General features: G+C 69.9%; 22 protein-coding genes. 8 read left to right on the forward strand and 14 right to left on the reverse strand.

The annotated features are described in order from the left end of the window. Nucleotides 1-126: 126 nt before the first annotated feature. From IU450_RS08500 to rimP, 7 genes are all read right to left on the reverse strand, one after another. Complete coding sequence (locus IU450_RS08500; RefSeq protein ID WP_195149196.1) at nt 127-1128, reverse strand: DHH family phosphoesterase; 1002 nt, start codon at nt 1126-1128, stop codon at nt 127-129. A gap of 13 nt (nt 1129-1141) precedes the next feature. Further along, a complete protein-coding gene (rbfA, locus tag IU450_RS08505) occupies nt 1142-1585 on the reverse strand; it encodes a 30S ribosome-binding factor RbfA (RefSeq protein WP_195149197.1) in 444 nt (147 codons plus the stop codon). A 99-nt stretch (nt 1586-1684) separates the two neighbouring features. After that, complete coding sequence (locus tag IU450_RS08510) at nt 1685-1975, reverse strand: DUF503 domain-containing protein (RefSeq protein ID WP_195149198.1); 291 nt, start codon at nt 1973-1975, stop codon at nt 1685-1687. Between the two features lie 72 nt (nt 1976-2047). Then, complete coding sequence (gene infB, locus IU450_RS08515) at nt 2048-5074, reverse strand: translation initiation factor IF-2 (RefSeq protein ID WP_195149199.1); 3027 nt, start codon at nt 5072-5074, stop codon at nt 2048-2050. Between the two features lie 108 nt (nt 5075-5182). Then, nucleotides 5183-5515, reverse strand: coding sequence for a YlxR family protein (locus tag IU450_RS08520; RefSeq protein ID WP_083899509.1), 333 nt, complete (start codon nt 5513-5515; stop codon nt 5183-5185). 122 nt (nt 5516-5637) lie between these two features. After that, nucleotides 5638-6666, reverse strand: a complete 1029-nt coding sequence (gene nusA / locus IU450_RS08525) for a transcription termination factor NusA (RefSeq protein WP_195149201.1) — start codon at nt 6664-6666, stop codon at nt 5638-5640. Further along, nucleotides 6663-7328 (reverse strand): ribosome maturation factor RimP, encoded by a 666-nt coding sequence (rimP, locus tag IU450_RS08530; protein ID WP_195149202.1) that lies wholly within the window; start codon nt 7326-7328, stop codon nt 6663-6665. The genes nusA and rimP overlap by 4 nt, the downstream gene beginning before the upstream one ends. Nucleotides 7329-7537: 209 nt before the next feature. Between rimP and IU450_RS08535 the strand changes: the two genes are divergently transcribed. Both IU450_RS08535 and IU450_RS08540 read left to right on the forward strand, forming a co-directional pair. Then, nucleotides 7538-8086 (forward strand): hypothetical protein, encoded by a 549-nt coding sequence (locus IU450_RS08535; RefSeq protein WP_228834184.1) that lies wholly within the window; start codon nt 7538-7540, stop codon nt 8084-8086. Beyond that, a complete protein-coding gene (locus tag IU450_RS08540) occupies nt 8083-8517 on the forward strand; it encodes a ferritin-like domain-containing protein (RefSeq protein WP_195149203.1) in 435 nt (144 codons plus the stop codon). The genes IU450_RS08535 and IU450_RS08540 overlap by 4 nt, the downstream gene beginning before the upstream one ends. Nucleotides 8518-8725: 208 nt before the next feature. On the opposite strand, the gene IU450_RS08545 is transcribed toward IU450_RS08540, so the two are convergent. Both IU450_RS08545 and IU450_RS08550 read right to left on the reverse strand, forming a co-directional pair. Then, on the reverse strand, nt 8726-10477 hold the full coding sequence (locus tag IU450_RS08545) for an acyl-CoA dehydrogenase family protein (RefSeq protein WP_195149204.1): 1752 nt from the start codon (nt 10475-10477) through the stop codon (nt 8726-8728). Between the two features lie 198 nt (nt 10478-10675). After that, nucleotides 10676-12433, reverse strand: coding sequence for a proline--tRNA ligase (locus IU450_RS08550; RefSeq protein ID WP_195149205.1), 1758 nt, complete (start codon nt 12431-12433; stop codon nt 10676-10678). 58 nt (nt 12434-12491) lie between these two features. Here IU450_RS08550 and yaaA point away from each other — a divergent pair, with 58 nt between their 5' ends. Further along, entirely contained in the window at nt 12492-13235 is a 744-nt protein-coding gene (yaaA, locus tag IU450_RS08555; protein WP_195149592.1) for a peroxide stress protein YaaA, read from the forward strand. Here yaaA and IU450_RS08560 read toward each other — a convergent pair. After that, nucleotides 13228-13869, reverse strand: a complete 642-nt coding sequence (locus IU450_RS08560) for a metal-dependent phosphohydrolase (RefSeq protein ID WP_195149206.1) — start codon at nt 13867-13869, stop codon at nt 13228-13230. The two genes, yaaA and IU450_RS08560, sit on opposite strands and share 8 nt — an antisense overlap. 246 nt (nt 13870-14115) lie before the next feature. On the opposite strand from IU450_RS08560, the gene IU450_RS08565 reads away from it, so the two are divergent. Together IU450_RS08565 and IU450_RS08570 are read left to right on the forward strand one after the other, a co-directional pair. Next, the gene (locus IU450_RS08565) at nt 14116-15606 is read left to right on the forward strand and encodes a CoA-acylating methylmalonate-semialdehyde dehydrogenase (RefSeq protein ID WP_195149207.1); all 1491 of its coding nucleotides are present in this window, start codon (nt 14116-14118) and stop codon (nt 15604-15606) included. Between the two features lie 149 nt (nt 15607-15755). Continuing rightward, nucleotides 15756-16169: a PPOX class F420-dependent oxidoreductase gene (locus IU450_RS08570; protein ID WP_195149208.1), complete on the forward strand. Its 414-nt coding sequence runs from the start codon at nt 15756-15758 to the stop codon at nt 16167-16169. Between the two features lie 22 nt (nt 16170-16191). On the opposite strand, the gene IU450_RS08575 is transcribed toward IU450_RS08570, so the two are convergent. Together IU450_RS08575 and cobA are read right to left on the reverse strand one after the other, a co-directional pair. Then, the gene (locus IU450_RS08575) at nt 16192-17652 is read right to left on the reverse strand and encodes an MFS transporter (RefSeq protein WP_195149209.1); all 1461 of its coding nucleotides are present in this window, start codon (nt 17650-17652) and stop codon (nt 16192-16194) included. Between the two features lie 429 nt (nt 17653-18081). Next, nucleotides 18082-19356 carry a uroporphyrinogen-III C-methyltransferase gene (gene cobA, locus IU450_RS08580; RefSeq protein ID WP_195149210.1) on the reverse strand — a complete coding sequence of 425 codons (1275 nt, stop codon included), beginning with the start codon at nt 19354-19356 and terminating at the stop codon, nt 18082-18084. A 199-nt stretch (nt 19357-19555) separates the two neighbouring features. Between cobA and IU450_RS08585 the strand changes: the two genes are divergently transcribed. Further along, nucleotides 19556-19999: a nucleoside deaminase gene (locus IU450_RS08585; protein ID WP_043695280.1), complete on the forward strand. Its 444-nt coding sequence runs from the start codon at nt 19556-19558 to the stop codon at nt 19997-19999. An 18-nt stretch (nt 20000-20017) separates the two neighbouring features. Here IU450_RS08585 and IU450_RS08590 read toward each other — a convergent pair whose 3' ends face one another. Together IU450_RS08590 and IU450_RS08595 are read right to left on the reverse strand one after the other, a co-directional pair. Continuing rightward, nucleotides 20018-21376 carry a DoxX family protein gene (locus tag IU450_RS08590; RefSeq protein WP_195149211.1) on the reverse strand — a complete coding sequence of 453 codons (1359 nt, stop codon included), beginning with the start codon at nt 21374-21376 and terminating at the stop codon, nt 20018-20020. A 108-nt stretch (nt 21377-21484) separates the two neighbouring features. Next, complete coding sequence (locus IU450_RS08595; RefSeq protein WP_416382847.1) at nt 21485-22873, reverse strand: DoxX family protein; 1389 nt, start codon at nt 22871-22873, stop codon at nt 21485-21487. Nucleotides 22874-23098: 225 nt separating this feature from the next. Between IU450_RS08595 and IU450_RS08600 the strand changes: the two genes are divergently transcribed. Both IU450_RS08600 and IU450_RS08605 read left to right on the forward strand, forming a co-directional pair. After that, a complete protein-coding gene (locus tag IU450_RS08600) occupies nt 23099-24229 on the forward strand; it encodes a phosphotransferase family protein (RefSeq protein WP_195149212.1) in 1131 nt (376 codons plus the stop codon). A 2-nt stretch (nt 24230-24231) separates the two neighbouring features. Beyond that, nucleotides 24232-25329: a DUF7064 domain-containing protein gene (locus tag IU450_RS08605; protein WP_195149213.1), complete on the forward strand. Its 1098-nt coding sequence runs from the start codon at nt 24232-24234 to the stop codon at nt 25327-25329. The last annotated feature ends 87 nt before the right edge of the window (nt 25330-25416 follow it).

The raw sequence follows: 25416 nt of genomic DNA on the forward strand, positions 1-25416 counted from the left end.
GTCACCGATTTCCGCGCCACTGGAACTTTGCGCGTTCACGCACACCTCCCCAGCACGTCCACCTCCGGAGCCGCCAGTGCTTTTCGTCGGAGCCGACTCGGAATCCGCTGATACCGAAGAGCACGGTCACCCGAGGGCGGCCAGCAGCGCACCGACCAGATCGTCGGGCGTGCCGTACGCGGTGTATCCCGCGGCGAAGCGGTGGCCGCCGCCGCCCAACGCTGTCGCCACCTCCGCGACGTCCACCCCGTCGCCGGTGCACGATCCGCTGTCGCGCGATCGAAGTGACACCGTCCACCGGTCGGGTACCACACGGGATTGCTTGAATACCGCGGCGATTCCCGCTTCGGCGGTCGTGCGCACGATATCGATCACGCTCTCGACTTCCTCCGACCGCACGTCATCGATGTCGTCGCGACGCACGAACGCGTACACCAGTCCCACGCCACCGCGCGCGTCCGGGACGAGCTGCGCCGTCCCGAGTACCCGCGACAGCATGGGCAGCCACCCGAACGGGTGCGTGTCCATCAAAGTGCGGGCGATCTCCGCGCCGTCGATCCCGGTGGCCAGCAACCGCTCCGCCAGTTCGTGCGTACCCGGCCGCACCCACCGGAACGAGCCCGTGTCGGTGACCAGACCGGCATAGAGGCAATGCGCCACGTCCGCGTCGATCGGCACGCCCCACGCGTCGAGCAGCCGCGCGACCAGGCTGGTGGTCGACTCGGCAGCGGGATCGATCAGGTTGATCGCGCCGAAACGCGTGTTGGACCGGTGGTGATCGATCACCATTGTCGTTGCCGCGCCGGGCAATCGGTCGGCGAGTGCGCCCAGCCGGCCCGCGCTCCCGCAGTCGACCGCGACGAGCAGGTCGACCTCGGCACGCACCGCGGCGGGCGCCACCAGATGTCGCACGCCCGGCAGCGACCGCATCGACGCGGGCAGATCCGCCGGTTCGGCGAACGACACCTGCACCGGGATCCCGCGCCGGTGCAGAACCAGCGCCAGCGCGAGACCGCTTCCGACAGTGTCCGCATCGGGCTGCACATGGCAGACGACGGTCACCGAGCGCGCGGCATCCAGGGCCGCCACGGCCGTGTCCAGGTCGGCCGTTTCCCGCATCGTCGTCATCGACTACCGCATGTCACTCGTCGGCGTCGCGTTCGGCCTTGTAGGGGTCGGCTTCGCCCGCGTGCCTGGCCGTCGCGGCTGCCTTGGCGACCTCGTCGTCCGCGGCCCGCGCCCTGGCCAGCAGTTCCTCCATCTGCCGGGCCGCGTCGGGCACCCTGTCCAGCACGAATGCCAGCGTCGGGGTGAACTTCACCCCGGTTCCCGCGCCCACCTTGGAGCGCAGCACACCCTTGGCCTTCTCCAGACCGGCCGCCGCGCCTTCGTAATCCGGTTCGGCGTCGAGGGTTTCGCCCATCACGGTGTAGTACACCGTCGCCTCCCGGAGATCGCCGGTGACCTTGGCGTCGGTGACGGTCACGAAACGCAGCCGCGGATCCTTCACCTCGTATTCGATCGCGGTCGCGACGATCGAGGAAATCCGCTTGGCGAGTCGGCGTGCCCTGGCTTGGTCCACCATGGCCGTTTCCTCCTCACTACTAACTCTGTCGATGGCGGGCGGAGCGTGGGCCGGTGTGGCTCATCTGAGCTCCGTCCTCCGCGCCGTCGCTGGGCCGCGTCAGTCTTCGGGGCCGAAGACTCGGCGGCGCACCGCCAGCAACTGTAACTCCGGACGGGCCGCGACGTGCCGTTCACAGCGGTCCAGCACCTCGGTCAGGTGATCCATTCCCGCGCTGACCATGGCCACGCCCAGGAGCGAGCGACGGTATAGATCGTGTTCCCCACCTTCGGCCGCACTCACACCGAATCGCTGCAATTCGGCCAGAATCGGCCGGATCACCGAGCGCTTCTGTTTCAGCGAGTGCACGTCGCCGAGCAGCAGGTCGAACTCCAGTGCACCCAGGTACACACACCCTCCAGTGTCGGGACGACCGGCCGGACGCCGCGCACTTCGCGCGGCGTCCGGGTTTGTCTCGGTCGGTCAGTCGCGCGGCTTCTCGCGCAGCTCGTAGGCCTCGATGATGTCGCCCTCCTTGATATCGGAGTAGGTGACCGTCATACCGCACTCGTAGCCTTCGCGGACCTCGGTGGCGTCGTCCTTCTCCCGGCGCAGCGACGAGATCGTCATCGTCTCGGCGATCACCACGTTGTCCCGGAGCAGGCGGGCCTTGGCGTTGCGCTTGACCGAACCCGACGTGACCATGCAACCGGCGATATTGCCGATCTTCGAGGAACGGAAGATCGCCCTGATCTCGGCCCGGCCCAGCTCGACCTCTTCGTAGATCGGCTTGAGCATGCCCTTGAGGGCCTTCTCGATCTCGTCGATGGCCTGGTAGATCACCGAGTAGTACCGGATGTCGACACCCTCGCGGTTGGCCAGCTCGGTCGCCTTGCCCTCGGCACGGACGTTGAACCCGATGATGATCGCGTTCGACGCCGAGGCCAGGTTGACGTTGGTCTCGGTGACGCCACCGACACCGCGGTCGATCACCCGCAGACGCACCTCGTCGCCCACCTGGATCCCGAGCAGCGCCTCTTCGAGGGCCTCGACCGTACCCGAGTTGTCGCCCTTGAGGATCAGGTTCAGCTCGCTGGTTTCCTTCAGCGCGGCATCCAGATCTTCCAGGCTGATCCGCTTGCGGCTGCGTGCGGCCAGCGCGTTGCGCTTGCGCGCATTGCGCCGATCCGCGATCTGCCGTGCGATCCGGTCCTCGTCCACCACGAGCAGGTTGTCACCCGCGCCCGGCACCGACGTGAAGCCGACGACCTGGACCGGCCGCGACGGCAGCGCCGCCTCGACGTCGTCGCCGTGCTCGTCGACCATCCGGCGCACCCGGCCGTAGGCGTCTCCCGCCACGATCGAGTCGCCGACCCGCAGGGTGCCGCGCTGGATGAGCACGGTCGCCACCGGGCCTCGACCGCGGTCGAGGTGCGCCTCGATGGCCACGCCCTGAGCGTCCATGTCCGGGTTGGCCCGCAGGTCCAGCGCCGCGTCCGCGGTCAGCAGGACGGCCTCGAGCAGCGCGTCGATGTTGATGTTCTGCCTGGCGGAGATGTCCACGAACATGGTCTCGCCACCGTATTCCTCGGCGACCAGACCGTACTCGGTGAGCTGCTGACGAACCTTCTGCGGGTTCGCGCCCTCCTTGTCGATCTTGTTGACCGCCACCACGATCGGCACGTCGGCCGCCTGCGCGTGGTTGATCGCCTCCACCGTCTGCGGCATGACGCCGTCGTCGGCGGCGACCACCAGGATCGCGATGTCGGTGGCCTTCGCACCGCGGGCACGCATGGCGGTGAACGCCTCGTGACCCGGGGTGTCGATGAAGGTGATGAGCCGGTCTTCCTCGCCCAGGTGGGTGAGCACCTGGTAGGCGCCGATGTGCTGGGTGATGCCGCCTGCCTCGCCCTCGCGGACGTTCGCCTTGCGGATGGTGTCCAGCAGTCGGGTCTTACCGTGGTCGACGTGACCCATGACGGTCACCACCGGCGGACGCTGTTCGAGGTCTTCCTCGCCGCCCTCGTCCTCGCCGTAGGTGAGGTCGAACGACTCCAGCAGCTCGCGGTCCTCGTCCTCGGGGCTGACCACGTGGACGACGTAGTTCATCTCACTGCCGAGCAGCTCGAGGGTCTCGTCGTTCACCGACTGGGTCGCGGTGACCATCTCACCGAGGTTGAACAGGGCCTGTACCAGCGCGGCCGGGTTCGCGTCGATCTTCTCCGCGAAGTCCGACAGCGACGCGCCGCGGGCGAGCCGGATGATCTCGCCGTTGCCGCGCGGCAGCCGAACGCCGCCGACGGCGGGCGCCTGCATCGAGTCGTACTCTTGCCGCTTCTGCCGCTTCGACTTGCGACCCCGACGGGGCGCGCCACCGGGACGGCCGAACGCGCCTGCCGCGCCACCGCGGCCACCGGGACCACCCGGACGACCGCCGCCACCGCCGCCGGGACGACCGCGGAAGCCACCGGCCGCACCGCCGCCACCGGCACCGGGCGCACCGGCACCCGCACCCGGGGCGCCACCGCCGCCGCGGTAGCCACCGCCACCGCCGCCGCCACCGGGACGACCTGCACCGGCGCCACCACCGGGACGACCCGGGCGACCGGCGCCGGGGCCTCCGGCACCGCCCGGACGCGCCGCACGCGACGGCATCGCGCCGGGGTTCGGACGAGGCGGCATCGAGCCGGGGCTCGGCCGCGGACCGCCGGGACGCGGACCACCGGAGCCGGGCGTCGGGCGCGGACCACCCTGAGCCGGACCCGGACGCGGACCACCCTGGGCCGGGCCGGGACGCGGACCACCCTGGGCCGGGCCGGGACGCGGACCACCCTGAGCCGGACCCGGACGCGGACCACCCTGACCGGGGGCCGGACGCGGCGCGGGACGCTCGGGAGCCGACGAATAGGGGTTGTTACCGACGCGCGGGGTCTTCGGCCCCGGGCGCGGGCCGGAAGCGGCGCCGCCTTGGCGCTGACCACCCTGACCGGGCGCGCCGGGCCGCTGCTGCTGGCCGGGACGCGGGCCACCCGGCGTCGGACGCGGACCCGCCGGAGCGGGCGCGGAACTCGCCGTCGCACCCGAAGCCGACGCCGCCTGTGGGGTGATCGATTCCCGGGCGGGGGGCTTGGGCGACGGGGACGGTCCCGGACGCGCGGCGGGACCCGGCTTCACGGCCGGGGATTCGCCGGTGCGCGCGGCGGGAACGGCGGTCTCCTGCGCGGTGGGCGCCGGGGTGGGCGCCGGCGGACGGGGGCCGGGACGCGGGCCACCGCCCGCGGGCTTGGCGGCCGGACGGCCGGACGGTCCGGGGCGTGCGCCCGGCTTGTTGCCGTTCGACGGGGCGGATTTCGCCGCGAACGATTCACGCAGCCGACGCGCGACGGGTGCTTCCACCGTCGAGGACGCCGACTTCACGAACTCGCCCTGCTCCTTGAGCGTTGCGAGTAGTTCCTTGCTCGTGACACCGAGTTCTTTTGCCAACTCGTGCACGCGGGCCTTGCCTGCCACTGCTCTCCTCACTGAGAGGTCGAGCAGCCCCACCGTTCTGGCGACGGCGGCCCGCACGACCTCGGGTTATCTCCGATGGACGTTCATCGTTGGTACTTCACGGTGTGCTCATGAGTGCTCGTGCCTGTTCTCGAGGTAATGCTCCAGGGCTGAGATATCCAGATGTCCGGACACTCGTAGTGCTCTGCCGATCGCTCGGCGCCGTTCCGCCGCGCGCAGACAAGCCGAAAGGGGGTGCATCCAGGCACCCCGTCCAGGAAGTCTGCGCCGCGGATCGGGAACGATCTCGAGAACGTGGGAGCCGTCTCCGGTCTCACGATCCCGAGCCACGATCCGCAACAGATCGACGGCCAGTACTCGCTTCCGGCACCCGATGCACGTCCGTACCGGAGCTGCTCGGCGCTGGGGCGCCGGGGGCTGCTCGGTGGTGCGGTCGGGCATTGGAACCGAAGGCTCGGACTGAACCTTGGACCACTCTACCGCTGCCGCACTCGGAACGCCGAACCCCTCCCCCGCGGAAGTTACGAACATGTCATCCCGAGCACTCCGCGGGCGGGCTCCGGTCAACTCCGATGCGCCTCCGTTCGCACGGATCCGCCCATGTCGGGCGCGGCGTCGCTGCGGATATCGATGCGCCAGCCGGTCAGCCGCGCAGCCAGGCGGGCATTCTGCCCCTCCTTGCCGATCGCCAGCGAAAGCTGGAAATCGGGGACCACGACGCGGGCCGCCCTCGCCTCCGCGTCGACGACAGTGACCGATACCACTTTCGACGGAGAGAGCGCGTTGCCGACGAAGGTCGCCGGATCGTCGGCGTAATCGATGATGTCGATCTTCTCGCCGGCCAGTTCGCTCATCACGTTGCGCACGCGCTGCCCCATGGGCCCGATACAGGCGCCCTTGGCGTTCACGCCGGGCACGGTGGTGCGGACGGCGATCTTGGATCGGTGGCCCGCCTCGCGCGCCACGGCCACGATCTCCACCGAGCCGTCGGCGATCTCCGGCACCTCCAGCGCGAACAAGCGCCGCACCAGGTTCGGGTGGGTACGCGAGAGCGTGATCTGCGGACCGCGCGGACCGCGGGAGACGCCGACGACGTAGCACTTGATCCGGTCGCCGTGCTCGTAGGTCTCGCCCGGCACCTGCTCGGCGGGCGGGATCAGCCCCTCCGCGCCGTGCAGCTCGCTGCCGATGCGCACCACGACCGTGCCGCGGGCGTTGGCGCGCGCGTCGCGTTGCACCACGCCGCCGACGATGTCGCCCTCGTGGGTGGAGAACTCGCCGAAGGACTTCTCGTTCTCGGCGTCGCGCAGCCGTTGCAGCACCACCTGCCTGGCGGTGGTCGCCGCGATCCGGCCGAACCCCTCCGGGGTGTCGTCCCATTCGGAGATCACATTGCCGTCGGCGTCCACTTCGCGCGCCATCACCCGGACCACACCGGTCTTCTGGTTGATGTCGATGCGCGCGTTGGGCTGGTGGCCCTCGGTGTGGCGGTACGCGGTCAGCAGCGCCGACTCGATCGCGGAGATCACGGTCTCGATCGAGATCCCCTTGTCGGCGACGATCGCGCGCAGGGCTTCGATTTCGATGTTCATTCCACGGTCCCTTCGGTCGGCGAATCGGACGCAGTCACGGATTCGGAGAGTGCATTCGGTGTTCCTCGGAGCTCCGCGGCGTCGTCGACCGCCACCGCATCTTCCTGGCCCGGGGCGGGGCGCCCCGGAACGACTCCGCCCGCGAGTTCCAGCTCCCGCGCGCCGGGCGGGGAGAACTCGATCTGGACGACGGCTGTGGCGATGTCGGCGAGCGGGACCGTCACCCGGTGCGGGTCGCGCTTGCCGCCGAGCACCAGCGCCACCGAATCACCGGAGAGCGCGCCGACCCTGGCCTCGAAGCGGGCCGATCCCTCCGGCGGCTGCGCGCCCTCGCGCAGTGTGACGCGCACCTTCCGCCCCCGCGCCCGGCGCCAGTGGCGGTCGGCGGTCAGCGGACGATCGATGCCCGGGGTCGTGACTTCCAGCAGGTAGGGCGTCTCGCCGAAATCCCCCGCCTCGTCCAGCAGCGCCGACAATTCGGTGCTGAGGTTCGCCAGCGCGTCCAGATCGGAGGTGTCGCGATCCACGGTCACCTGCACCCGAGCCTGCGCGTCCACGCGCTTGCCCGCCGTCGAGATCTCGACGCCCTCGAGGTCGAATCCTCGGCGTTCGACGAGACCAGCTACTAGCTGGCTCACCCTTTCCTCGGTCGGCATCGGCATGTGGGGCGGCTCCTGGTTCAGTTGTGACGCGGCGGGAGAATTCTCTACCGAAGGTCTAGCGTAACGCGCCACGAGAGTGTAAAGGACCAGCGGTCGAGGAGTTTGCACGCCACGGCCGACGCTCGTCCGGTGACGCCCCGCGAATCTGGCACGATGGTGCCGTGCCCATCCGCCTTCCCGCCCCGCCGTGTGCCGGGCGCACTTCCGGCATGCCTTCCGACCGGCACCAACCCCGCCTCGCCGCGCTGGATCGTCGCAGCGCACTACGTCTCGCGGGCGGCGGAACTGTCGGCGTCCTCGCCCTCGGGGCCCTGGCGGGCTGCACCGGCGACGACGTGGTCCACGAGCCGGATCCCCTTGCCGCGCAGGAGGTCGCGGCCCGTGCCGACGCCGCTGCCGCGACCGCGACCATCGCCGTCGCACCCGAGCGGCACGCCGCGCTGACCGCGATCGCGGCCGAGCGCACCGCTCACGCCGACGCGCTGCGGACCGAGATCGACCGCGTGATCGGTGTCTACGCCGACGGCACCAAGCCGGTGCACCGCACCCGCGCCAACGGATCCGGTCCGTCGGCCGTGGCTTCGGGCAGCGCCGCGCCGCTCACCGCGCCCCCCACCGTCGACGCGCTGCGGACTCAGCTGACCGAGTCCCGGAAACAGACCGCCGATCTGGCTCGCGCCCTGTCCGGCTACCGGGCCGGTCTACTCGCATCGATCAGCGCCGCCTGCGCGGTGCACGCGGGGGTGTTGCTGGCATGACCGAGGCCGAACGCGAAGCGCTGATCGACGCGCTGAACGCCGAGTACGGCGCGGTGTACGCCTACGGGGTGATCGCCGCCTACGCCTCGCCGGAGCGCACCAGGCTGGTCGCCGAGTACACCGCCGCGCACCGGGCCCGGCGGGACGCCACCGTGGACGCACTCACCTTGGGCGGTGCTCAGGTGCCGCCGCCCGACGCGGCCTACACGGTGCCCTTTCCGGTCACCGACCCGATCGCCGCCGCGCGGCTGGCCGTCACGGTCGAGTCCGATACGGCCGTCGCCTGGCGGTCGGTGGTCGAGCGCGGCGCGTCCATGGCCATCCGGCGCGGCGGTGTCGAGGCGCTCACCGAAGCCGCCGTCCGGCTGGCCACCTGGCAGTCGATCCTCGGCGCCGATCCGCCCACCGTCGCGTTCCCCGGCAAAGCCTGACCCGGCGACCGGGCACCGAGGCATCTAGCGAGATTCCTTGCGCCGCACCGCCAGTGAGCCGGTGACGCGGGTGCGGCCGTCGGCAGCCCGCCGAAGAAAGCCGCACCGGGCGATCAATGCGAGCACCGCGCGATCAATGGGAGCACCGGGCGATCGGTGCGAGCGGCGGCCGACGGATCGCCCCGGGCCGCCGCTCGGCGCACGGTTCCTACGGGCGCATCTCGTACGCGCCGTCGTAGGACGCCGCCTCTGCCCACACCCGGTCGAAGCGCGGGCGATCGGCGACCGGAGGCCGCAGTGCCGATGCGGCCCAGCCCTGCTGGTCCGGGGTAGCCGATGATTTGCCGTACAGCGCCGTCGCGTAGGCGTTGAAATCGCGGATCTGGAAATCGAAGATCTGATCGATGAGATCACGGTCCAGGCCGGTGATCGCGGCCTGCTCCAGGATCAGCTGACCGTAGACCACCAGGGAGAACAGGTGGCCGATGGTCAGCATGAAGTCCAGATCCTTCTGCTGGTCCGCATCCGGCGCCGCGGTTGTCAGCAGCGTGCGCAGCGCCTGCGCCTGCTCGTAGAACCGGCCCACGTTGGGAATGTCGGCGTGCTTGTCGTAGACCGGCGTCCAGTCGGCGAAGCGCACCTTGCCCGCGCCCCGGGCCGGGCCCTGACGCCAGAAGAACGCGTCGTCGGCGGCGTCCTGCCGGGTGCCGATCTCCGGATAGTCCTGCGGGGCGAACAGGTAGTTGGGCATGAACTTCAGGATCTGCCCGACGTTCACGTGCACCGTGCCCTCCAGCCGGGGCAGCGTGTTGATCAGGCGCTGCACCTCGGCGAAGTAGGTGTTCTTCTCGAATCCCTTGGCGGCCAGCACATCCAGCAGCAGCGTCATGACCGTTTCGCCCTCGGAGGTCACCTTGGACTTCGTCATCGGATTGAACAGCAGGTACCGGCGGTCCTCCAGGCTCGCGCTGCGGAAGTAGTCGACCGCGCGGTCGCTGAACAGCTTCATCGCGACAATGCGCGCGTAGGCGTCGACGAAGTTCCCCCGCACGTGCGGGAAGTCGGTGACCGGGTTGCCGTAGAGGATGCGGTTGTTCGCGTGCGTGATCGCCTCGTAGAAGGAGTGCTCGACCATGCCGATCCCGCCGTGGCAGAGGTTGAACTTGCCCACGTTGACGGTGTTCAGCGCCGCGGAGAACGCCTCGGGGCCGGTGTGCAGGATGTCCTCCGCGCGCACCGGGTAGTTCTCCAGGCGGAAGGTGCTGACGTACATCTGCTGATGCACGACGTTGCCGAGCAGGCGGTAGTTCTCGTGCCGGGAGTCGGCGGCGAACCAGACGTAGGCGTCTGCGCCCTCCAGGTCGGAGCGCCGGGAGAACACCGACACCATGCTGGCCACGTTGCCGTTGCCGATGTAGTACTTCTCGCCGTTCGCGCGGAACAGGATGCCGGCTTCGGCGTCCTCGCTGCCGGGTTCGGTAGGCGTGAGCACCAGGTCGGTGTTGTAGATGTCGGCGCCGTGGGTCTGCTCGGACAGACCGAACGCCATCACCTCGCCGTCGGCCAGATCAGCGGCCGCGCGCTTCTTGGCCGCCTCGTTGTCGCTCTGCCAGATCGGTCCGAGGCCGAGGATGGTCACCTGCTCGGCGTACCAGTACGCCAGGCCGTAGAAGCCGAAGATCTCCGACAGCGCCGCGTTGCGCGCGGCGTCCCAACGCCGGTTCGGGTCGCCGTCGGCGTAGGCCGCCGGGGTCAGGAAGGTCGCGAACAGCTTCTCCTTCTTCACGAAGTCGAGGAAGTCCGCAGTCCACACCGCGTTCGCGTCGTCGGCGAGCAGCCGCTGCTTACCCCGGCCCTCGAACCACTCGATGGTGGCGCGCAACAGGCGCCGCGTCTCGGCGTCGAACTGCTGCGGGTCGTAGGTGGCGGGGTTGAACAGCCGCGCGTCGGTGTTTGTCATGCCGGTTAACTTACCAAGGGGTAACAGCAGCGTCGGCGCGGTCTACGGATCTGTGACCAGCAAATACAGGTTACGGTCGCGTAGGTGGCGGCCCCATCGTTCCCGCGGTCGGAGCAACCTCCGGGCATGCCGCGACGGCCGTCTCGCCAACAGCGAACAGCCCCCGGCGGATTCCGCCGGGGGCCGTCGAGAACCGGGTCAGCCGCGGACTCGGGCTACCACCGCGTCCACCGCCGAGGCGGCGGGGAGTTCCTCGGCCTCGCCGGTGAAGCGGTCGCGCAGTTCGACCTTGCCCTCGGCCCAGCCGCGGCCGATCACCAGCACCAGCGGCATGCCGAGCAGCTCGGCGTCCTTGAACTTCACCCCCGGCGAGGCGGTCCGGTCGTCGAAGAGCACGTCCAAGCCTCGAGCGTGCAGGCCGGACACCACTTCCTCGGCGCCGGAACGGGCCGCATCGTCCTTGTTCGCGACCACGACATGCACGTCGTAGGGCGCGACCGCCGCGGGCCAGCGCAGCCCCTTGTCGTCGTGCTGCTGCTCGGCGATCACCGCGACCATGCGCGAGACGCCGATGCCGTAGGACCCCATCGTCAACCGCACCGGCTTGCCGTTCTCGCCGAGCACGTCCACCTCGAACGCGTCGGTGTACTTGTTGCCGAGCTGGAAGATGTGGCCGATCTCGATACCCCGGGCCGCCACCAGCGCGCCCCGGCCGTCGGGCGAGGGATCGCCGTCGCGCACCTCGGCGGCCTCGATGGTGCCGTCGGGGGTGAAGTCGCGGCCCGCCACCAGACCGACGACGTGCTTGCCCGGAGCGTCCGCGCCGGTGATCCAGCTGGTGCCGGTGCCGACACGGGGATCGGCCAGGTACCGAACACCGTTGGCCTGCAGCGCCTTCGGGCCGATATAGCCCTTGACCAGGAACGGATTCTCGGCGAAGTCCGCTTCGGTGAGCAGTTCCACCTCGGCCGGTTCGACCGAGGCGGCGAGGCGCTTGTCGTCGACCTCGCGGTCACCGGGGACGCCGATGCCGACGATCTCGGTCTTCCCGTCGGGATGCCGCAGCTTGACCATGACGTTCTTCAACGTGTCGGCGGCGGTGACCGGACGACCGTAGCGCTCGGCGAGACCGGCGCTGTTGGCCCAGTCGACCAGCGTCGCGATGGTGGGAGTGTCCGGGGTGTCGTGCACCACGGCCTCCGGCTGTCCTTCGAGCGGCAGCGGTTCGGGAGCGGGCGTGACCACCGCCTCCACATTGGCCGCGTAGCCGGATTCCGGGCAGCGCACGTAGGTGTCCTCACCGACGGGGCTGTCGGCCAGGAACTCCTCCGACGCGCTGCCGCCCATCGCGCCCGAGGTGGCGGCCACGATGACGTACTTGACCCGCAAGCGGTCGAAGATGCGCTGATAGGCCTGGCGGTGCGCGTCGTAGCTGGCCTTCAGGCCGTCCTCGTCCAGGTCGAAGGAGTAGGAGTCCTTCATCACGAACTCGCGCCCGCGCAGGATGCCCGCGCGCGGACGCTCCTCGTCGCGGTACTTCGTCTGGATCTGGTACAGCGTGACCGGGAGGTCCTTGTACGAGCTGTACTCGCCCTTCACGGTGAGCGCGAAGAGTTCCTCGTGCGTGGGGCCGAGCAGGTAGTCCGCACCCTTGCGGTCGCGCAGCCGGAACAGGCCGTCGCCGTACTCGGTCCACCGGTTGGTGGTCTCGTACGGGTCCCGCGGCAGCAGCGCCGGTAGCGAGATCTCCTGGGCGCCGATCGCGTCCATCTCCGCGCGCACCACGTCCTCGACCTTGCGCAGCACGCGCAGGCCCAGCGGCAGCCACGAGTAGACACCCGGGGCGACGCGACGCACGTAGCCGGCACGGACCAACAGTTTGTGGCTCGGCACCTCAGCGTCGGCGGGATCGTCGCGGAGGGTTCGCAGGAACAGGCGGGAGAGGCGGGTGATCACGGAAGCACAGGGTAGTCGCTGGCCGGTCGCCGGTCCCAGCGCATTACCGTATTCGTTCGTGCTGGTGCTGCTGCCTCCTTCCGAAACCAAGTCCGATGGCGGCGCCGGGACGCCGCTCGCCCTGGACTCGCTGGCGATGCCGCAGCTCACGGCCGTGCGGGCACGGCTGATCGACGAGGTGGTGCGATTGGCGGCCGACCCGGAACGCTCGCGGACCGCGCTGGGCCTGGGCAAGGGGGCCGACGGCGAGATCGCGCGCAACGCCGCGCTGCGCGTTTCGCCGACCCGTCCCGCGCTGGAGCGCTACACCGGCGTCCTCTACGACGCGCTCGACGCGCGCTCGTTCACCAAGGCCCAGCGGGCCAAGGCGTACGCCCGGCTCGGCATCGGCTCCGCCCTGTTCGGCGCGGTCCGCGCGGGTGACCCGATTCCCGCCTACCGGCTTTCCGGCGGCTCCAAACTGCCCGGCCTCCCGACGCTTTCGGCCGTGTGGCGCGACGAGCTGGCCGCGGCGCTGCACACCGAGGCCGCGGGCGAACTCGTCGTGGACCTGCGCTCGGGCACCTATCAGCAACTGGGGCGGGTGCCCGGCGCTGTCACCGCGAACGTGCTCACCGAGCATCCGGACGGCTCGCGCACGGTGGTGAGTCATTTCAACAAGCACCACAAGGGCCTGCTCGCGCGCGCCCTCGTGCTCACAAGGGCCGAACCGGCCGACGTCCGCGGGGTCGCGCGGGTGGCGGCCAAAGCCGGGTTGCGAGCCGAGATCGCCTCGCCCACCGAGTTGCTGATCCTCACCTGAGCGTCTCGGGCTGCTCCATGGCGAGCGCGACGAGTTCGGCCGCGAGATTGGCCCGCGCCGCCGACTCGTACCGGCGGCGGGCGGCGGATGTCCGGAACAGGTACGGCTGCTCGGCCAGCTTTCGCAATACCGCGGCGCGACCCGCACGGAACAGGTCCTCCGGGACGTGCCGGTACTCCGCGCGCACGGCCCGCGTATAGGCGGCGTAGCCGGAAGCATCGGCGGCGAGTATCGCCAGGTCGGCGTCGCAGAGCACGTTGCCGTTGCGGTCATCGGCGGCGGTGTGGTGGGTCGCGGTGAGGCGGACCAGCCTGCCGACTTCGCCGGCCAGCTCCGGCGACGCGCCCAGGGCAGGCAGCGTCGACTCCGCCAGCTCGGCGCTGCGCTCCTCGTTGTCGGTGCGATCGACCGCGTAGATCGCGTCGTGGAAGAAGGCCGCGTAGCGCACCGCGGCGACGTCGTCCGCGTCGCCGGCCAGGTCGTCGACGACCGCCAGCACGGCCGCCAGATGCTCGACGGTGTGGTAGTGCCGATGCGGCTCACCGTAGCGCTCGATCAGATCCGAACCCACCGCACCGGAGTGCTCCCCCGCCAGCTCGATCCAGCGCGCCAGCACACGTTCTTCCACCGTCATGCGCACAGTCTCACGCAACCGACTGCGCACGACAATGGCGCGGCCCCCGGCGCGCATCGGGGACAGGAGCAAGCACCGGCGAATCGTGAGACCGCTGCGGAAATGGTGTACAGATCGTCGGCGCAGGGAGAAGGCTAGGTGCCGGACAGTAGTAGTCGAGCCGCGTCTCGCCTCTCGTTCCGTGGGATCGGAGGTCCGGCGAGAGCCCGCGGCACCGCCGACGCTCACCGAGCGAATCGAGGAGACATGCAGACCATCGCGCACTGGCTCGACGGCAAGACTTTCGCGGGCACCAGCGAGAAGACCGCGCCGGTGACCGATCCGGCGACCGGGGCGGTGACCGGACGGGTCGCGCTGGCGAACGTCGCCGACACTCGCGCGGCGATCGATTCCGCCGCCGCGGCCTTCCCCGCCTGGCGGGACACCTCCCTGGCCCGGCGCACCCAGATCCTGTTCCGCTTCCGCGAACTGCTGAACGAGCGGAAGGACGAGCTGGCGCGATTGATCACCGCCGAGCACGGCAAGGTCGTCGCCGACGCGACCGGCGAGGTGAGCCGCGGCCTGGAAGTCGTCGAGTTCGCTTGCGGCATACCGCATCTGCTCCAGGGCGGCTACACCGAGAACGCCTCGACCAAGGTCGACGTCTTCGCCATCCGCCAGCCGCTCGGACCGGTCGCGGTCATCTCGCCGTTCAACTTCCCCGCGATGGTGCCGATGTGGTTCTTCCCGCTCGCCATCGCCGCGGGCAACACCGTGGTGCTCAAACCGAGCGAGAAGGACCCGTCGCCGTCGCTGTGGCTGGCGCGGCTGTGGGCCGAAGCCGAGCTGCCCGCGGGCGTCTTCACGGTGGTGCAGGGCGACAAGGTCGCGGTCGACGAACTGCTGGACAACCCGGCCGTCAAGGCCGTCTCGTTCGTCGGCTCCACCCCCGTCGCCCGGTACGTCTACCAGCGGGGCACCGCCGCGGGTAAACGGGTGCAGGCGCTCGGCGGCGCGAAGAACCACATGGTGGTGCTGCCGGACGCGGATCTGGACCTGGCCGCCGACGCCGCGGTGAACGCCGGGTTCGGTTCGGCGGGCGAGCGGTGCATGGCGATCAGCGTGGTGGTCGCGGTGGGCGCGACGGCCGACGATCTGGTCGGCAAGATCGCCGAGCGGGCTCGGACCATCCGGATCGGCGACGGCGCTCGCGGCGCCGACATGGGTCCGCTGGTCACCCGCGCACACCGCGACCGGGTCGCGGATTACATCGCGGCGGGCGAGTCCGCTGGAGCCACGGTGGTTCTCGACGGACGAGGCGTGCGAGCCGACGGCCCGGCCGACGGTTTCTGGCTCGGCCCGACGATCCTCGACCATGTGGGCGCCGATATGAGCGTCTACACCGACGAGATCTTCGGGCCCGTGTTGTCGGTCGTGCGCGTCGACAGCTACGACGACGCGCTGGCGCTGATCAACGCCAATCCCTACGGCAACGGCACCGCCATCTTCACCAACGACGGCGGCGCCGCGCGACGCTTCCACAACGAGGTCGAAGTCGGGATGGTCGGCATCAACGTCCCGATTCCGGTCCCCATGTCCTACTACAGCTTCGGCGGCTGGAAGAACTCGCTGTTCGGCGACGCGCACGCGCACGGGGCCGACGGCGTGCGGTTCTTCACCCGCACCAAGGCGGTCACCACGCGCTGGCTCGACCCCAGCCACGGCGGGCTGAACCTCGGCTTCCCGCAGAACAAGTAGGCCCCGGCTGGTGACACGGGTTGGAGCGGACCGGAAAGTATCCTCGACCACGCGCGTCCGGCATACCGTCTGAACCGCAACGCTTTACGGCTGCCGCGGCGGCCGACCGGACGGGAATGCCGCGCCACAGCCGGTTGTTCGCACAGAGCATGACCAGTACCGCAGAGCTCTCCGACGACCTGAAGAAATACCTCGACGAAGAGAAGGTCTTCGCCACCGCCGCCACGATCGGGCCGAACGGGCAGCCGCACCTGACCGTGATCTGGCTCAAGCGGGACGGCGACGACCTGCTCTTCTCCACCACGACCGATCGCCAGCAGGGCAAGAACCTCGCCCGCGACCCGCGGATCACCGTGCTGATCAACCCGCCGGACAACCCGTACGTCTACGCGGAGATCCGGGGCAGCGCGACGATCACCCCCGATCCGGAGAAGACCCTGCCCGACGAACTGTCGGCGAAGTACACCGGACAGAAGTACGTGGATTTCAACCCGGCCTCCGTCAACGACGGGCCCCGCGTCATCGTGCGGGTGACGCCCCGGCGGGTGGCGGGCCGTCTCTGAAGACTGGGCTGTTCGAACCCCGCTAAGTCTGCTGGGCTTCTTCCTGGGCGTGCTGGGCCATGGCCAGTTGCTGCGGGGTGAAGCGCAGCGTCAGGGCGACCAGTCCGGCCGCGAACGCGATGAGGGCGCAGACGAACAGCACCAGTGTGTAACCGTCGCCCAGCGCGGTGATCTCCGCGGGCGTCATCCCGGCCACCTTTTCCGTGCGGCCGCCGAGCGACAGGGTGCGGGAGGCGGCGATCGGGGTGAGCAGGCCGATGGCCACCGGAGTGGCCAGGTTCATGAACATCTGGCCGACCGCGGCCAGCGGGCCGATATTGGCCGGCGGCACGCCGACCAGCACGCACAGCGGGGAGAGCACCATGGCGACGCCGACGCCGAAGCCGATCACCACCAGCAGGGGCAGCAGCGTCGCGAAGTACATCACCTCGCCGTCGAGCGTCGAACCGAACAGCAGCCCGGCGCCGAGCACCGCGGCCGCGCCCGCGAGCAGCCAGCGCGGCGCGATGTAGAGCGCCGCCTTGGAGGCCACCGCGCCGCCGACGCCGATGCCGACGGTGAACGGAATCGCCGCGACACCCGCCTTGAGCGGACCGTATCCGATGACGTTCTGCATGAACTGAGCGACGAAGAAGGTCATCGCGCCGAGCACGCCACCGGCCAGGAAGATCAGCAGGAAGGTGGCGACGCGGTCGCGGCTGTCGAACAGCGACCAGGGCAGCAGCGGGTCGTCCACCCGTCGTTCCAGCGCGATGAAGACGATCAGCAGCACTACACCCCCGATCAGGGAACCGATGATCGCCGGGTGTCCCCATCCGATCTCCGGGCCCTCGGTGGCCCCGAAGACGATCGCCGCGCAGGCGATGGTGCCGAGCACCGCGCCGGGGATGTCCAGCGCCGAGCGGTGGTGTTCGGTGTCGGCGAGTTTGTAGGCCGCGCCGAGGATGATCAGCGCGCCGATCGGGACGTTGATCAGGAAGATCCACCGCCAGGACAGCTGGGTCAGCGCACCGCCGACCACGAGCCCGCCGACGGAGCCGATGCCGACCATCGAGCCGACGATCGCGATCGCCTGGTTGCGCGCCTTGCCCGGCGCGAAGGTGGTCGCCACGAGCGCGAAGGCGGTGGGCGCGGCGACCGCCGCGCCCGCGCCCTGCAAGGCCCGCGCCGCGAGCAGCATGGCCTGGTTCTGCGCGAGCCCGCACAGCAGTGAGGCCAGGGTGAACACCGCTACGCCGACCACCAGCATGCGCTTGCGGCCGAACGCGTCGCCGAGTCGGCCGCCGAGCAGCATCAGACCCGCGAAGGTGAGCCCGTACGACGTCACCGTCCACGCGCTACCCGCGCTGGACAGCCCCATCTCCTCCTGCAGCCGGGGCAGCGCGAAGATCACCACCGTGCCGTCGAGCACGACCATGAGCTGCAATCCGCTCAGGACTAGGATGGCGAGCCCGAAGGCCCGCTGCGTCACTGGATACTGCATCGTCGCAGCGGGATTCCGAAGCACAGTGAGTCACTGTAATTGATGCCGCCCCCGACCTTGCCCGCCCACCGATCCGGCCGGACCCAGGACGGGGCGCCTCCGCTGCGATCCGGCGAGTCGCCGGCGACGCTCGCCACTGGCCGTGTCGGCTCGGAGCGACACGCTGTCGCCTGTGCTGCTCGACGGTGCGAACCGCGCCTTCCGCCGGTACGAGGGGCGACAGCCACCACTCGCTCGACACCGATACGCGGGGAACGCCGACCGGCCGTCCGTGCGAGCGGCGACCGGCCACGGCGGAGCCGAGCACCCGCGACGGGCAGCAGATAGGCACCGTTGCGTGTGGTCGACGCGCCGCGACCGGGCGCCGGGCGATGCGATCGCGGCAACTCGGCGAGGCTCGGATCGTCCGGCGTCACCCTGGAAGCCGCGCTATCCCGCAGCGGAGTCGGCGTGCGGGACGATGCTGTCGGCCGAGAACCCGGCGGTCGGCCCGATCACCACGATCGCGGGTGGGCGAATGCCTTCCGCGCGCACTCGGGCGGCCACCGTGCCGAGATCCGCGCGCAGCACGCGCTGGGTCCGCAGCGTGCCCTCCTGGATGACCGTGGCCGGCGTCCCCGCGGGGCGCCCGCCCTCCAGCAGGGCGGTGGCGAACTGTTCGATCCGCTCCACCGCCATCATCAGCACCAGGGTGCCGCGCAAGCGGGCCAGCGCGGGCCAGTCCACCAGCGAGTCCGGGTGATCCGGCGCGACGTGCCCGCTCACCACGACGAACTCGTGGGTGACGCCGCGGTGTGTCACCGGTATGCCCGCGGCGGCGGGCACCGAGATGGGACTGGTGACGCCGGGCACCACCGTTACCGGTACCCCCGCGGCGACGCACGCCTCCACCTCCTCGTAACCGCGCCCGAACACATACGGGTCACCGCCCTTGAGCCGCACCACGAACTTGCCCGCCTTCGCGCCCTCGACCAGCGCGTTGTTGATCGCTTCCTGCGCCATCGCCCGCCCGTACGGGATCTTCGCGGCGTCGACCACCTCGACCTCCGGGCCGAGTTCGGCGAGCAGTTCCGGCGGCGCGAGCCGGTCGGCCACCACCAGGTCCGCCCTGGCCAGCAGCCGCCGCCCGCGCACGGTGATCAGGTCCGGATCGCCCGGACCGCCGCCCACGAGGGCCACACCGGGCGCGATCGGCGTCGAGTCGTCGCTCACGACACCCGATTGCAGGGCTTCCAGCAACGCGTTGCGCACGGCCGCCGAACGCCGGTGCTGTCCGCTCGCCAGCACACCGAGGGTGAGCCCGTCGTAACGCGCGGTGGCCGGAGTGACCGCGGTGCCCAGCCGTGCCGTGTCGGCCCGCACGCAGAAGATCCGCCGCCGCGTCGCTTCGGCGACGACTGCCGCGTTGGTCTCCGGCTCATCGGTGCACGCGATCACGTACCAGGCGCCCTCGAGGTCGCCGTCGGCGTACTCGCGCAGCGTGACAGTGATCTGCCCGGAGGTCGCCATTCCCTCGACGGCGGGCGTAACCGCACGACTCACCACGTGGACGTCCGCGCCGGAAGCGATCAGCAGGCCCAATCTGCGCTGCGCCACCGTCCCGCCGCCGACAACGACGACGCGCCGGCCGTGCAGATCGAGCCCGACCAGGTAGTTCGGGTCGCCGGTGGGCTGGTCTTGCGTTGCGTCTGACGTGTTCGGCACAAGTTTCGAGCCTACGGCGTGACCGTCCGGCACCGGCAATCGACCGGGCGTGCCGACTGACCGCCGGTCCACAACCCACCCACCGCCCACCTACTGTGACCAGCGGTAACAAGCGGTTCGCCGGGTCCGGACGGTAGGTTGCGAAGCGAGGAGTCCTGCTCGGAAAGGCGGACCGATGACCCGGGTGACACCGGCACGACTGCTCGACGTGGCCTACGACCAGGCACTGCGCGGGCTCGCCGAGGGCGGTATCCCGATCGGCGCCGCCCTCTTCGACACGGCGGGCACGCTGCTCGGGCGCGGCCGCAACCGCCGGGTGCAGTCCGGCGATCCCAGCATGCACGCCGAGACCGACGCCTTCCGCGCGGCGGGACGGCGGCGGGACTACCGCCGGACCATCATGGTCACCACTCTCTCCCCGTGCTGGTATTGCAGCGGTCTGATCCGCCAGTTCGGCATCGGATCGGTGGTGGTCGGTGAGTCGCAGACGTTCTCGGGCGGGCACGAGTGGCTGGCCGGGCACGGCGTCGCCGTCACCGTTCTGGAAGACCGGCGCTGCATAGACCTGATGAGCCGATTCATCGCCGAGCATCCCGCGTTGTGGCAGGAGGACATCGGGATCGCCGACGATCTCGAGGCGTGACAGGGCGGCGCCGCGTGCTCAGCGGAAGTACGGATATTCCTGCACCCAATGGAATCCGCGGCTGCGCAACGGGAAGTCGTCGAGCGCGACCGACGTCAACGCTATCGAGACCGGCTGCCCGGCGAGCTCACCCATCAAGGTCAGCCGCTCGGGGGCGGGGCGGTCGAAGCCGAAAGTGCCCAAACGTTCCGCTTGCGCACCGACGGCTCTCGGCGGCGCGACCATCGCCAAGGTGCGCGCATCGGCATCGACCATGGCCAGCACCGGGATCAACTGGCCGTCCATCCGCTGCACAGTGGCCCCGTCGCGGTCGAAGACCAGGCGTTGCCAGCGCAGTTCGTCGGTGGTCAGCGGCGGGATCGGGGTGCCGTTCACGCTGAATTCGGTGACCGACCAGATGCCGTACAGCGGAGGCTCCGGCCGCCCCGCCCCTTGTTCGTTCCACCGGTCCCAGCCGGTGTACGCGTTCGAGAACAGCAGCCACACCCCGAGCGCGATCTGCGCCGCGGCCGCGATCCGGTTGGCTCGGGGCGTGCGCAGCAGCGGCGGTGTGGTCGACGGTGCGGCCGGCCGGTTCAGCAGCAGCACGTTCACCAGACGTCCGGCCTCCGGCGCGAGCAGCACCAGGCACAGCAGCATCAGGTGGAACGACAGGATCTTCGCGGGCACGTCGTAGGTCATGTCCAGCACGAACACCTGCGTCGTGCACACCAGGCTCAGCAGCGCGCCCACCAACGCGGTGCGGGGCACGAACAGCAGCATGCCGCCGAGCAGTTCCGCGCAGCCGAGCAGGATCTCGTACTGCGTCGACACGCCGATCTGGTTCCAGAGCACCGCCATCGGACTGAAATTCCCGTACGGCTCGAGTAATCGGCTCAGCGGTGTCGGCGGCATCTGGGTGGGGATGGCCTTGGCCATGCCGTACGCCACCAACTGCCCCGCCAGGCACAAGCGCACGAACAGCAGAAACCACGGCAGGACGGCCCGATAGTCCGGGCGGTTGCGGTCCAGCGCGCTCCAGATCAGCGTGCCGAGCAGCGCGACCATCAGGACGACGAACACCAGCACCCAGAAATACGCCTGGTCTCCGCTGATCGACGCCGTGTTCGCCGCGACGGAAGCGCCGAACACCTGGGTTCCGGTCCACTCGACCACCGGGCGCAGCGCTCGGGCGACACCGGAGTTCACCCAGTCCGGCAGCCATTCGCGCGTCAGTCCGAGGAACTCCGGGACGATCGCCGGGTACGCCAGGCAGAACAGCCCGAAGTACAACAAACCGAAACGGAACGCCACTCGGGTGCCGCCCCGCCAGGGCCGGGTACCGGAATCCTCCGCGTTCGTGTCGGTGTCCGTCCGATCGAGGATCGCTTCGGTCACGGCGGTCCCTCCAGTCCGAGTCGATGCAGACCGAAGGTATCGAAAAGTGCCGTGTCCGTAGCGGGTTTCGGCTGGATCGTCCCCGTCCTCGGGATCGCCGGTCTCGAGTCAGCGGAAGTACGGGTATTCCTGAACGAAGTTGAAGCCCCGGCTGCGCAGCGGGAAGGAGTTCAGGTCCATGCGGTCGAGCGACACCGTGACCGGCGTTCCGTTCAGCTCACCCGTCAGCAACAGCGTGTCCGGGGTCGGCTGGGTGAAGGTGAAGGCGCCCAGACGGGCGGGCGGCGTTTCCGGCGACTGCGGCGCGGCCGACAGCGTCATGGTGTGCGCGGCTTCGTCGACCACCGCGACGACGGGAACGAACGAGCCGTCCATCTGCTGCAGCGTGGCGCCGGGCCGGTCGAAGATCATCCTCCGCCAGCGGTTCTCGTCGGTGATCAGCGGTGGCGCCGGATGCCCGTCCCTGGTGAAATCGCCGACGGTCCAGATGCCGTACAGCGCGGGCTTCGGCGCGCCGCCACCTGCCTCGCGCCAGGCTTGCCAGCCGATGTACACGCCGCCGATCAGCACCCACAGTCCCAGCGCGACCTGCACCGCCGCCACGATCCGGTTCGCACGGCGGGAACCGAACAGCGCGGGCTGCGTGGCCGGCTCGGAGGGACGTTCCAGCACGAGCACATTCGCCAGCCTCCGGGCCTGTGGCGCGAGCACGACCAGCGACAGCAGCAGCAGATGGAACGAGAGGATCTTCACCGGCACGTCGTAGGTCATGTTCAGCACGAAAACCTGCGCCATGCTCACCAGGCTGAGCAGCGCGCCGATCGTCGCGGTGCGCGGCACGAACAGCAGCAGACCGCCGAGCACCTCGGCCGTGCCGAGCAGGATCTCGTACGCGGGCGCCGCGCCGACCTGGTTCCAGAGCACCGACGCCGGGCTCATCGTCCCGTACGGCTGCAGCAGCGTGGTCAGCGACGGCGCGGGCATCTGCGACGGAATGGCTTTGGCGAGACCGTAGAACAGCATCTGACCGCCCAGGCAGAGCCGGAGGAACAGCACGAACCAGTTGTTCAGCGTCCGGTAGTCCGGGCGGCGGCGATCGAGGATCGACCAGACGACCGTGATCACCACGGCCGCGACGAGTTCGCAGAAGATCAGCACCCAGACGGCGGTCTGGTCCCCGCTGCCCGAATCCTCGTGCAGGACGGCGTCGACCCCGAAGACGTGTTCGCCGACCCAGCCGATCAGCGGGCCCGTCGCGCGCATCTGCCAGATGATCGCGCTTTCCGGCAGCCACTTGCTCACGATGCCCGTGAACACGAACAGGATCTGCGCCATCAACACGCAGAACAGCCCGAGATAGACGAAGACGAACCGGAACGCGATTCGGGTCGGCAAGCTCCAGGGCCGGCGCACGACCGCTGCCGGCGCCTCGCCGCCGCTTCGCTTCACGACATCCGTTCCGACCGTACTCACATCGCTCCCCTCGTCGGCCGACATTCCGCGAGGCGAACGTATCCGACCAGGTCATGGGATGACCTCAGGGAAAACCCTGGATTTCCGCGTACCTCTTTCGACCTACGTGCCTGCCCCACCGGGGGCGCCGATACCGGCCCCGCCTTCGTCTTCCGGTTCCGGCCCGCCGACAACTAGAACGCGTTACAGTCGCGTATCCCGGGGCATCGGGGGCGATGCAGCCGGGCGGCACGTGTCAGGAGGACAAACATGACCGACGATCCGGACCCGGCACAGCGACAGCAGCTGACCGTCAGCGAACGCGATCTGGACGCGCTCGCCGGGGACCTGGCGCGCTGGCTCGATACGAAGGTCTCCGCCGACGAGCTGCCGCGGATCTCCGAGTTGTCGCGTCCGCAGTCCGGCGGCATGTCCAGCACATCGATCCTGTTCGACGCCGAATGGAGCGCGGGAGGGCGCACGGAGCGCGGGTCCTTCGTCGCGCGGATGGCGCCCGAGGCCGGGTCGTTCCCGGTGTTCGAGACCTACGATCTGGCCACCCAATACCAGGTGATGGCGGGCGTCGCCGCGGCCACCGACGTGCCGCTGCCCGGCCTGTGCTGGCTGGAGACCGACGCGAAGCCGCTCGGCACACCGTTCTTCGTGATGCGCCGGATCGACGGCCGCGTGCCGACCGACAACCCCCCGTACGTGTTCGTCGGCTGGCTGTTCGACGCGAGTCCCGCCGAACGTCTCCGGCTCACGCACAACACCGTCGAGGTGATCGCGAAGATCCACGGCATCCCCGATCCCGCGGCACTCTTCCCGATGCTGAGCGGGCCGGGCGAGTCGCTGCGCAGGCACGTCGCCGCGCAGCGCTCGTGGTACCGCTGGGCACTCGCGGACGACGGCTTCGAGATCCCGCTCATCGAGCGCAGTTTCGCCTGGCTCGACGAGCACTGGCCCGCCGACCCCGGCCCGGACGTGCTCAGCTGGGGTGACGCCCGCCCCGGCAACGTCATCTACCGTGAGTTCGACCCCGTTGCGGTGCTGGACTGGGAAATGGCGGCGCTGGGCCCGCGGGAGCTCGACCTGGGATGGATGATCTTCATCCACCGGTTCTTCCAGGATCTGGCCACCCGTTTCGGCCAGCCGGGGCTCCCCGACTTCCTGCGCCGCGACGACGTGGTGACGAAATACGAAGCGCTGACCGGTCATTCGGTGCGCGATCTCGATTTCTACATCGTCTACGCCGCAGTGCGGCACGCGATCGTGATGGCGCGGGTCAAGCGCAGGATGATCCACTTCGGCGAGGACACCGATACTCCGGATCGCGACGACTACGTCATGCACCGGGCAAGCCTGGAAGCGCTGCTCGACGGAACCTACGAATGGGACTGACCATGCCTGTGCCTTTGGACGAGTACCCGATCCACCAGACCCCGCTGTCGCTGGCCCGCGTGGCCTCCAGTGATCGGAACTTCTACGACCGCAGCTACTTCAACGCCCACGACCGCGACGGCGGCACCCTGCTGATCACCGGTTTCGGGGTGTACCCCAACCTCGGGGTGACCGACGCCTACGCCGCTGTGCGCCGCGGCGACACGGTGCGGGCGGTGCGCTTCTCCGACGCGCTCGGCGACCGGAGCCTCGACCAGCGCGTCGGCGGTTACCGCATCGAGGTGCTGGAGCCGCTGCGGCGCATCCGGGTGGTCTGCGAACACGACGATCTCGGCTTCGATCTCACCTGGACCGGCGCCTTCCCCGCCGTGCAGGAGCAACCGCACCTGATCCTCGCGGGCAACCGGCCGATCATCGAGGCGTCCCGGTTCGCGCAGGTGGGCTCCTGGGCCGGAACGCTGCACGTGGACGGCGACGACATCGCGATCGACCCGGCGGTGTGGACCGGAACCAGGGACCGCTCGTGGGGCATCCGCCCGGTCGGCGAGACCGAGCCGCCCGGCCGCGCGGCCACCGAACCGTCGGGCGGTTTCTGGTGGCTGTACGTACCGCTGCGGTTCGAGGAATTCGCGGTCGTGGTCATCGTGCAGGAGGAGCCGGACGGCAGGCGCACACTCAACGACGCGACCCGAGTCTGGCCGGACGGACGCACCGAGCAACTCGGCTGGCCGCGCATCTCGATCGACTACCGTTCCGGCACGCGGCATCCCGTCGGAGCCCGACTGGAGCTGACCACGCCCGACGGCAAGCCGCTGGAGATCGAGATCACGCCGGGCACCGGCGTCCCGCTGCACGTCGGCTGCGGCTACGGCGGCGATCCGGACTGGCAGCACGGCCAGTGGAAGGGCCGCGACTGGTCCTCCTCCAGCCGCTACGACCTCACCGACCCGGCGATCGTCGCCCGCACCCCTTACGGGGTGACCGACCATGTCGCCCGCGCGCGCTGCGGCGACGCCGAGGGCTGGGGTCTGTTCGAACACGCCAGCATCGGCCGCCACGACCCCACCGGCTTCGCCGACTGGGGCTCGGTCGCCCCCTGAGCCGCAACACGGTCGTCGAGGCACAGTGCGGCAGCCCGCCGGTGCCGAGCGCCTGAGCGAGGGAATCCGCTCCTGAGTAGTCACCAC

This window comes from Nocardia abscessus (assembly GCF_015477775.1).
Taxonomy (GTDB): Bacteria; Actinomycetota; Actinomycetes; order Mycobacteriales; family Mycobacteriaceae; genus Nocardia; species Nocardia abscessus_A.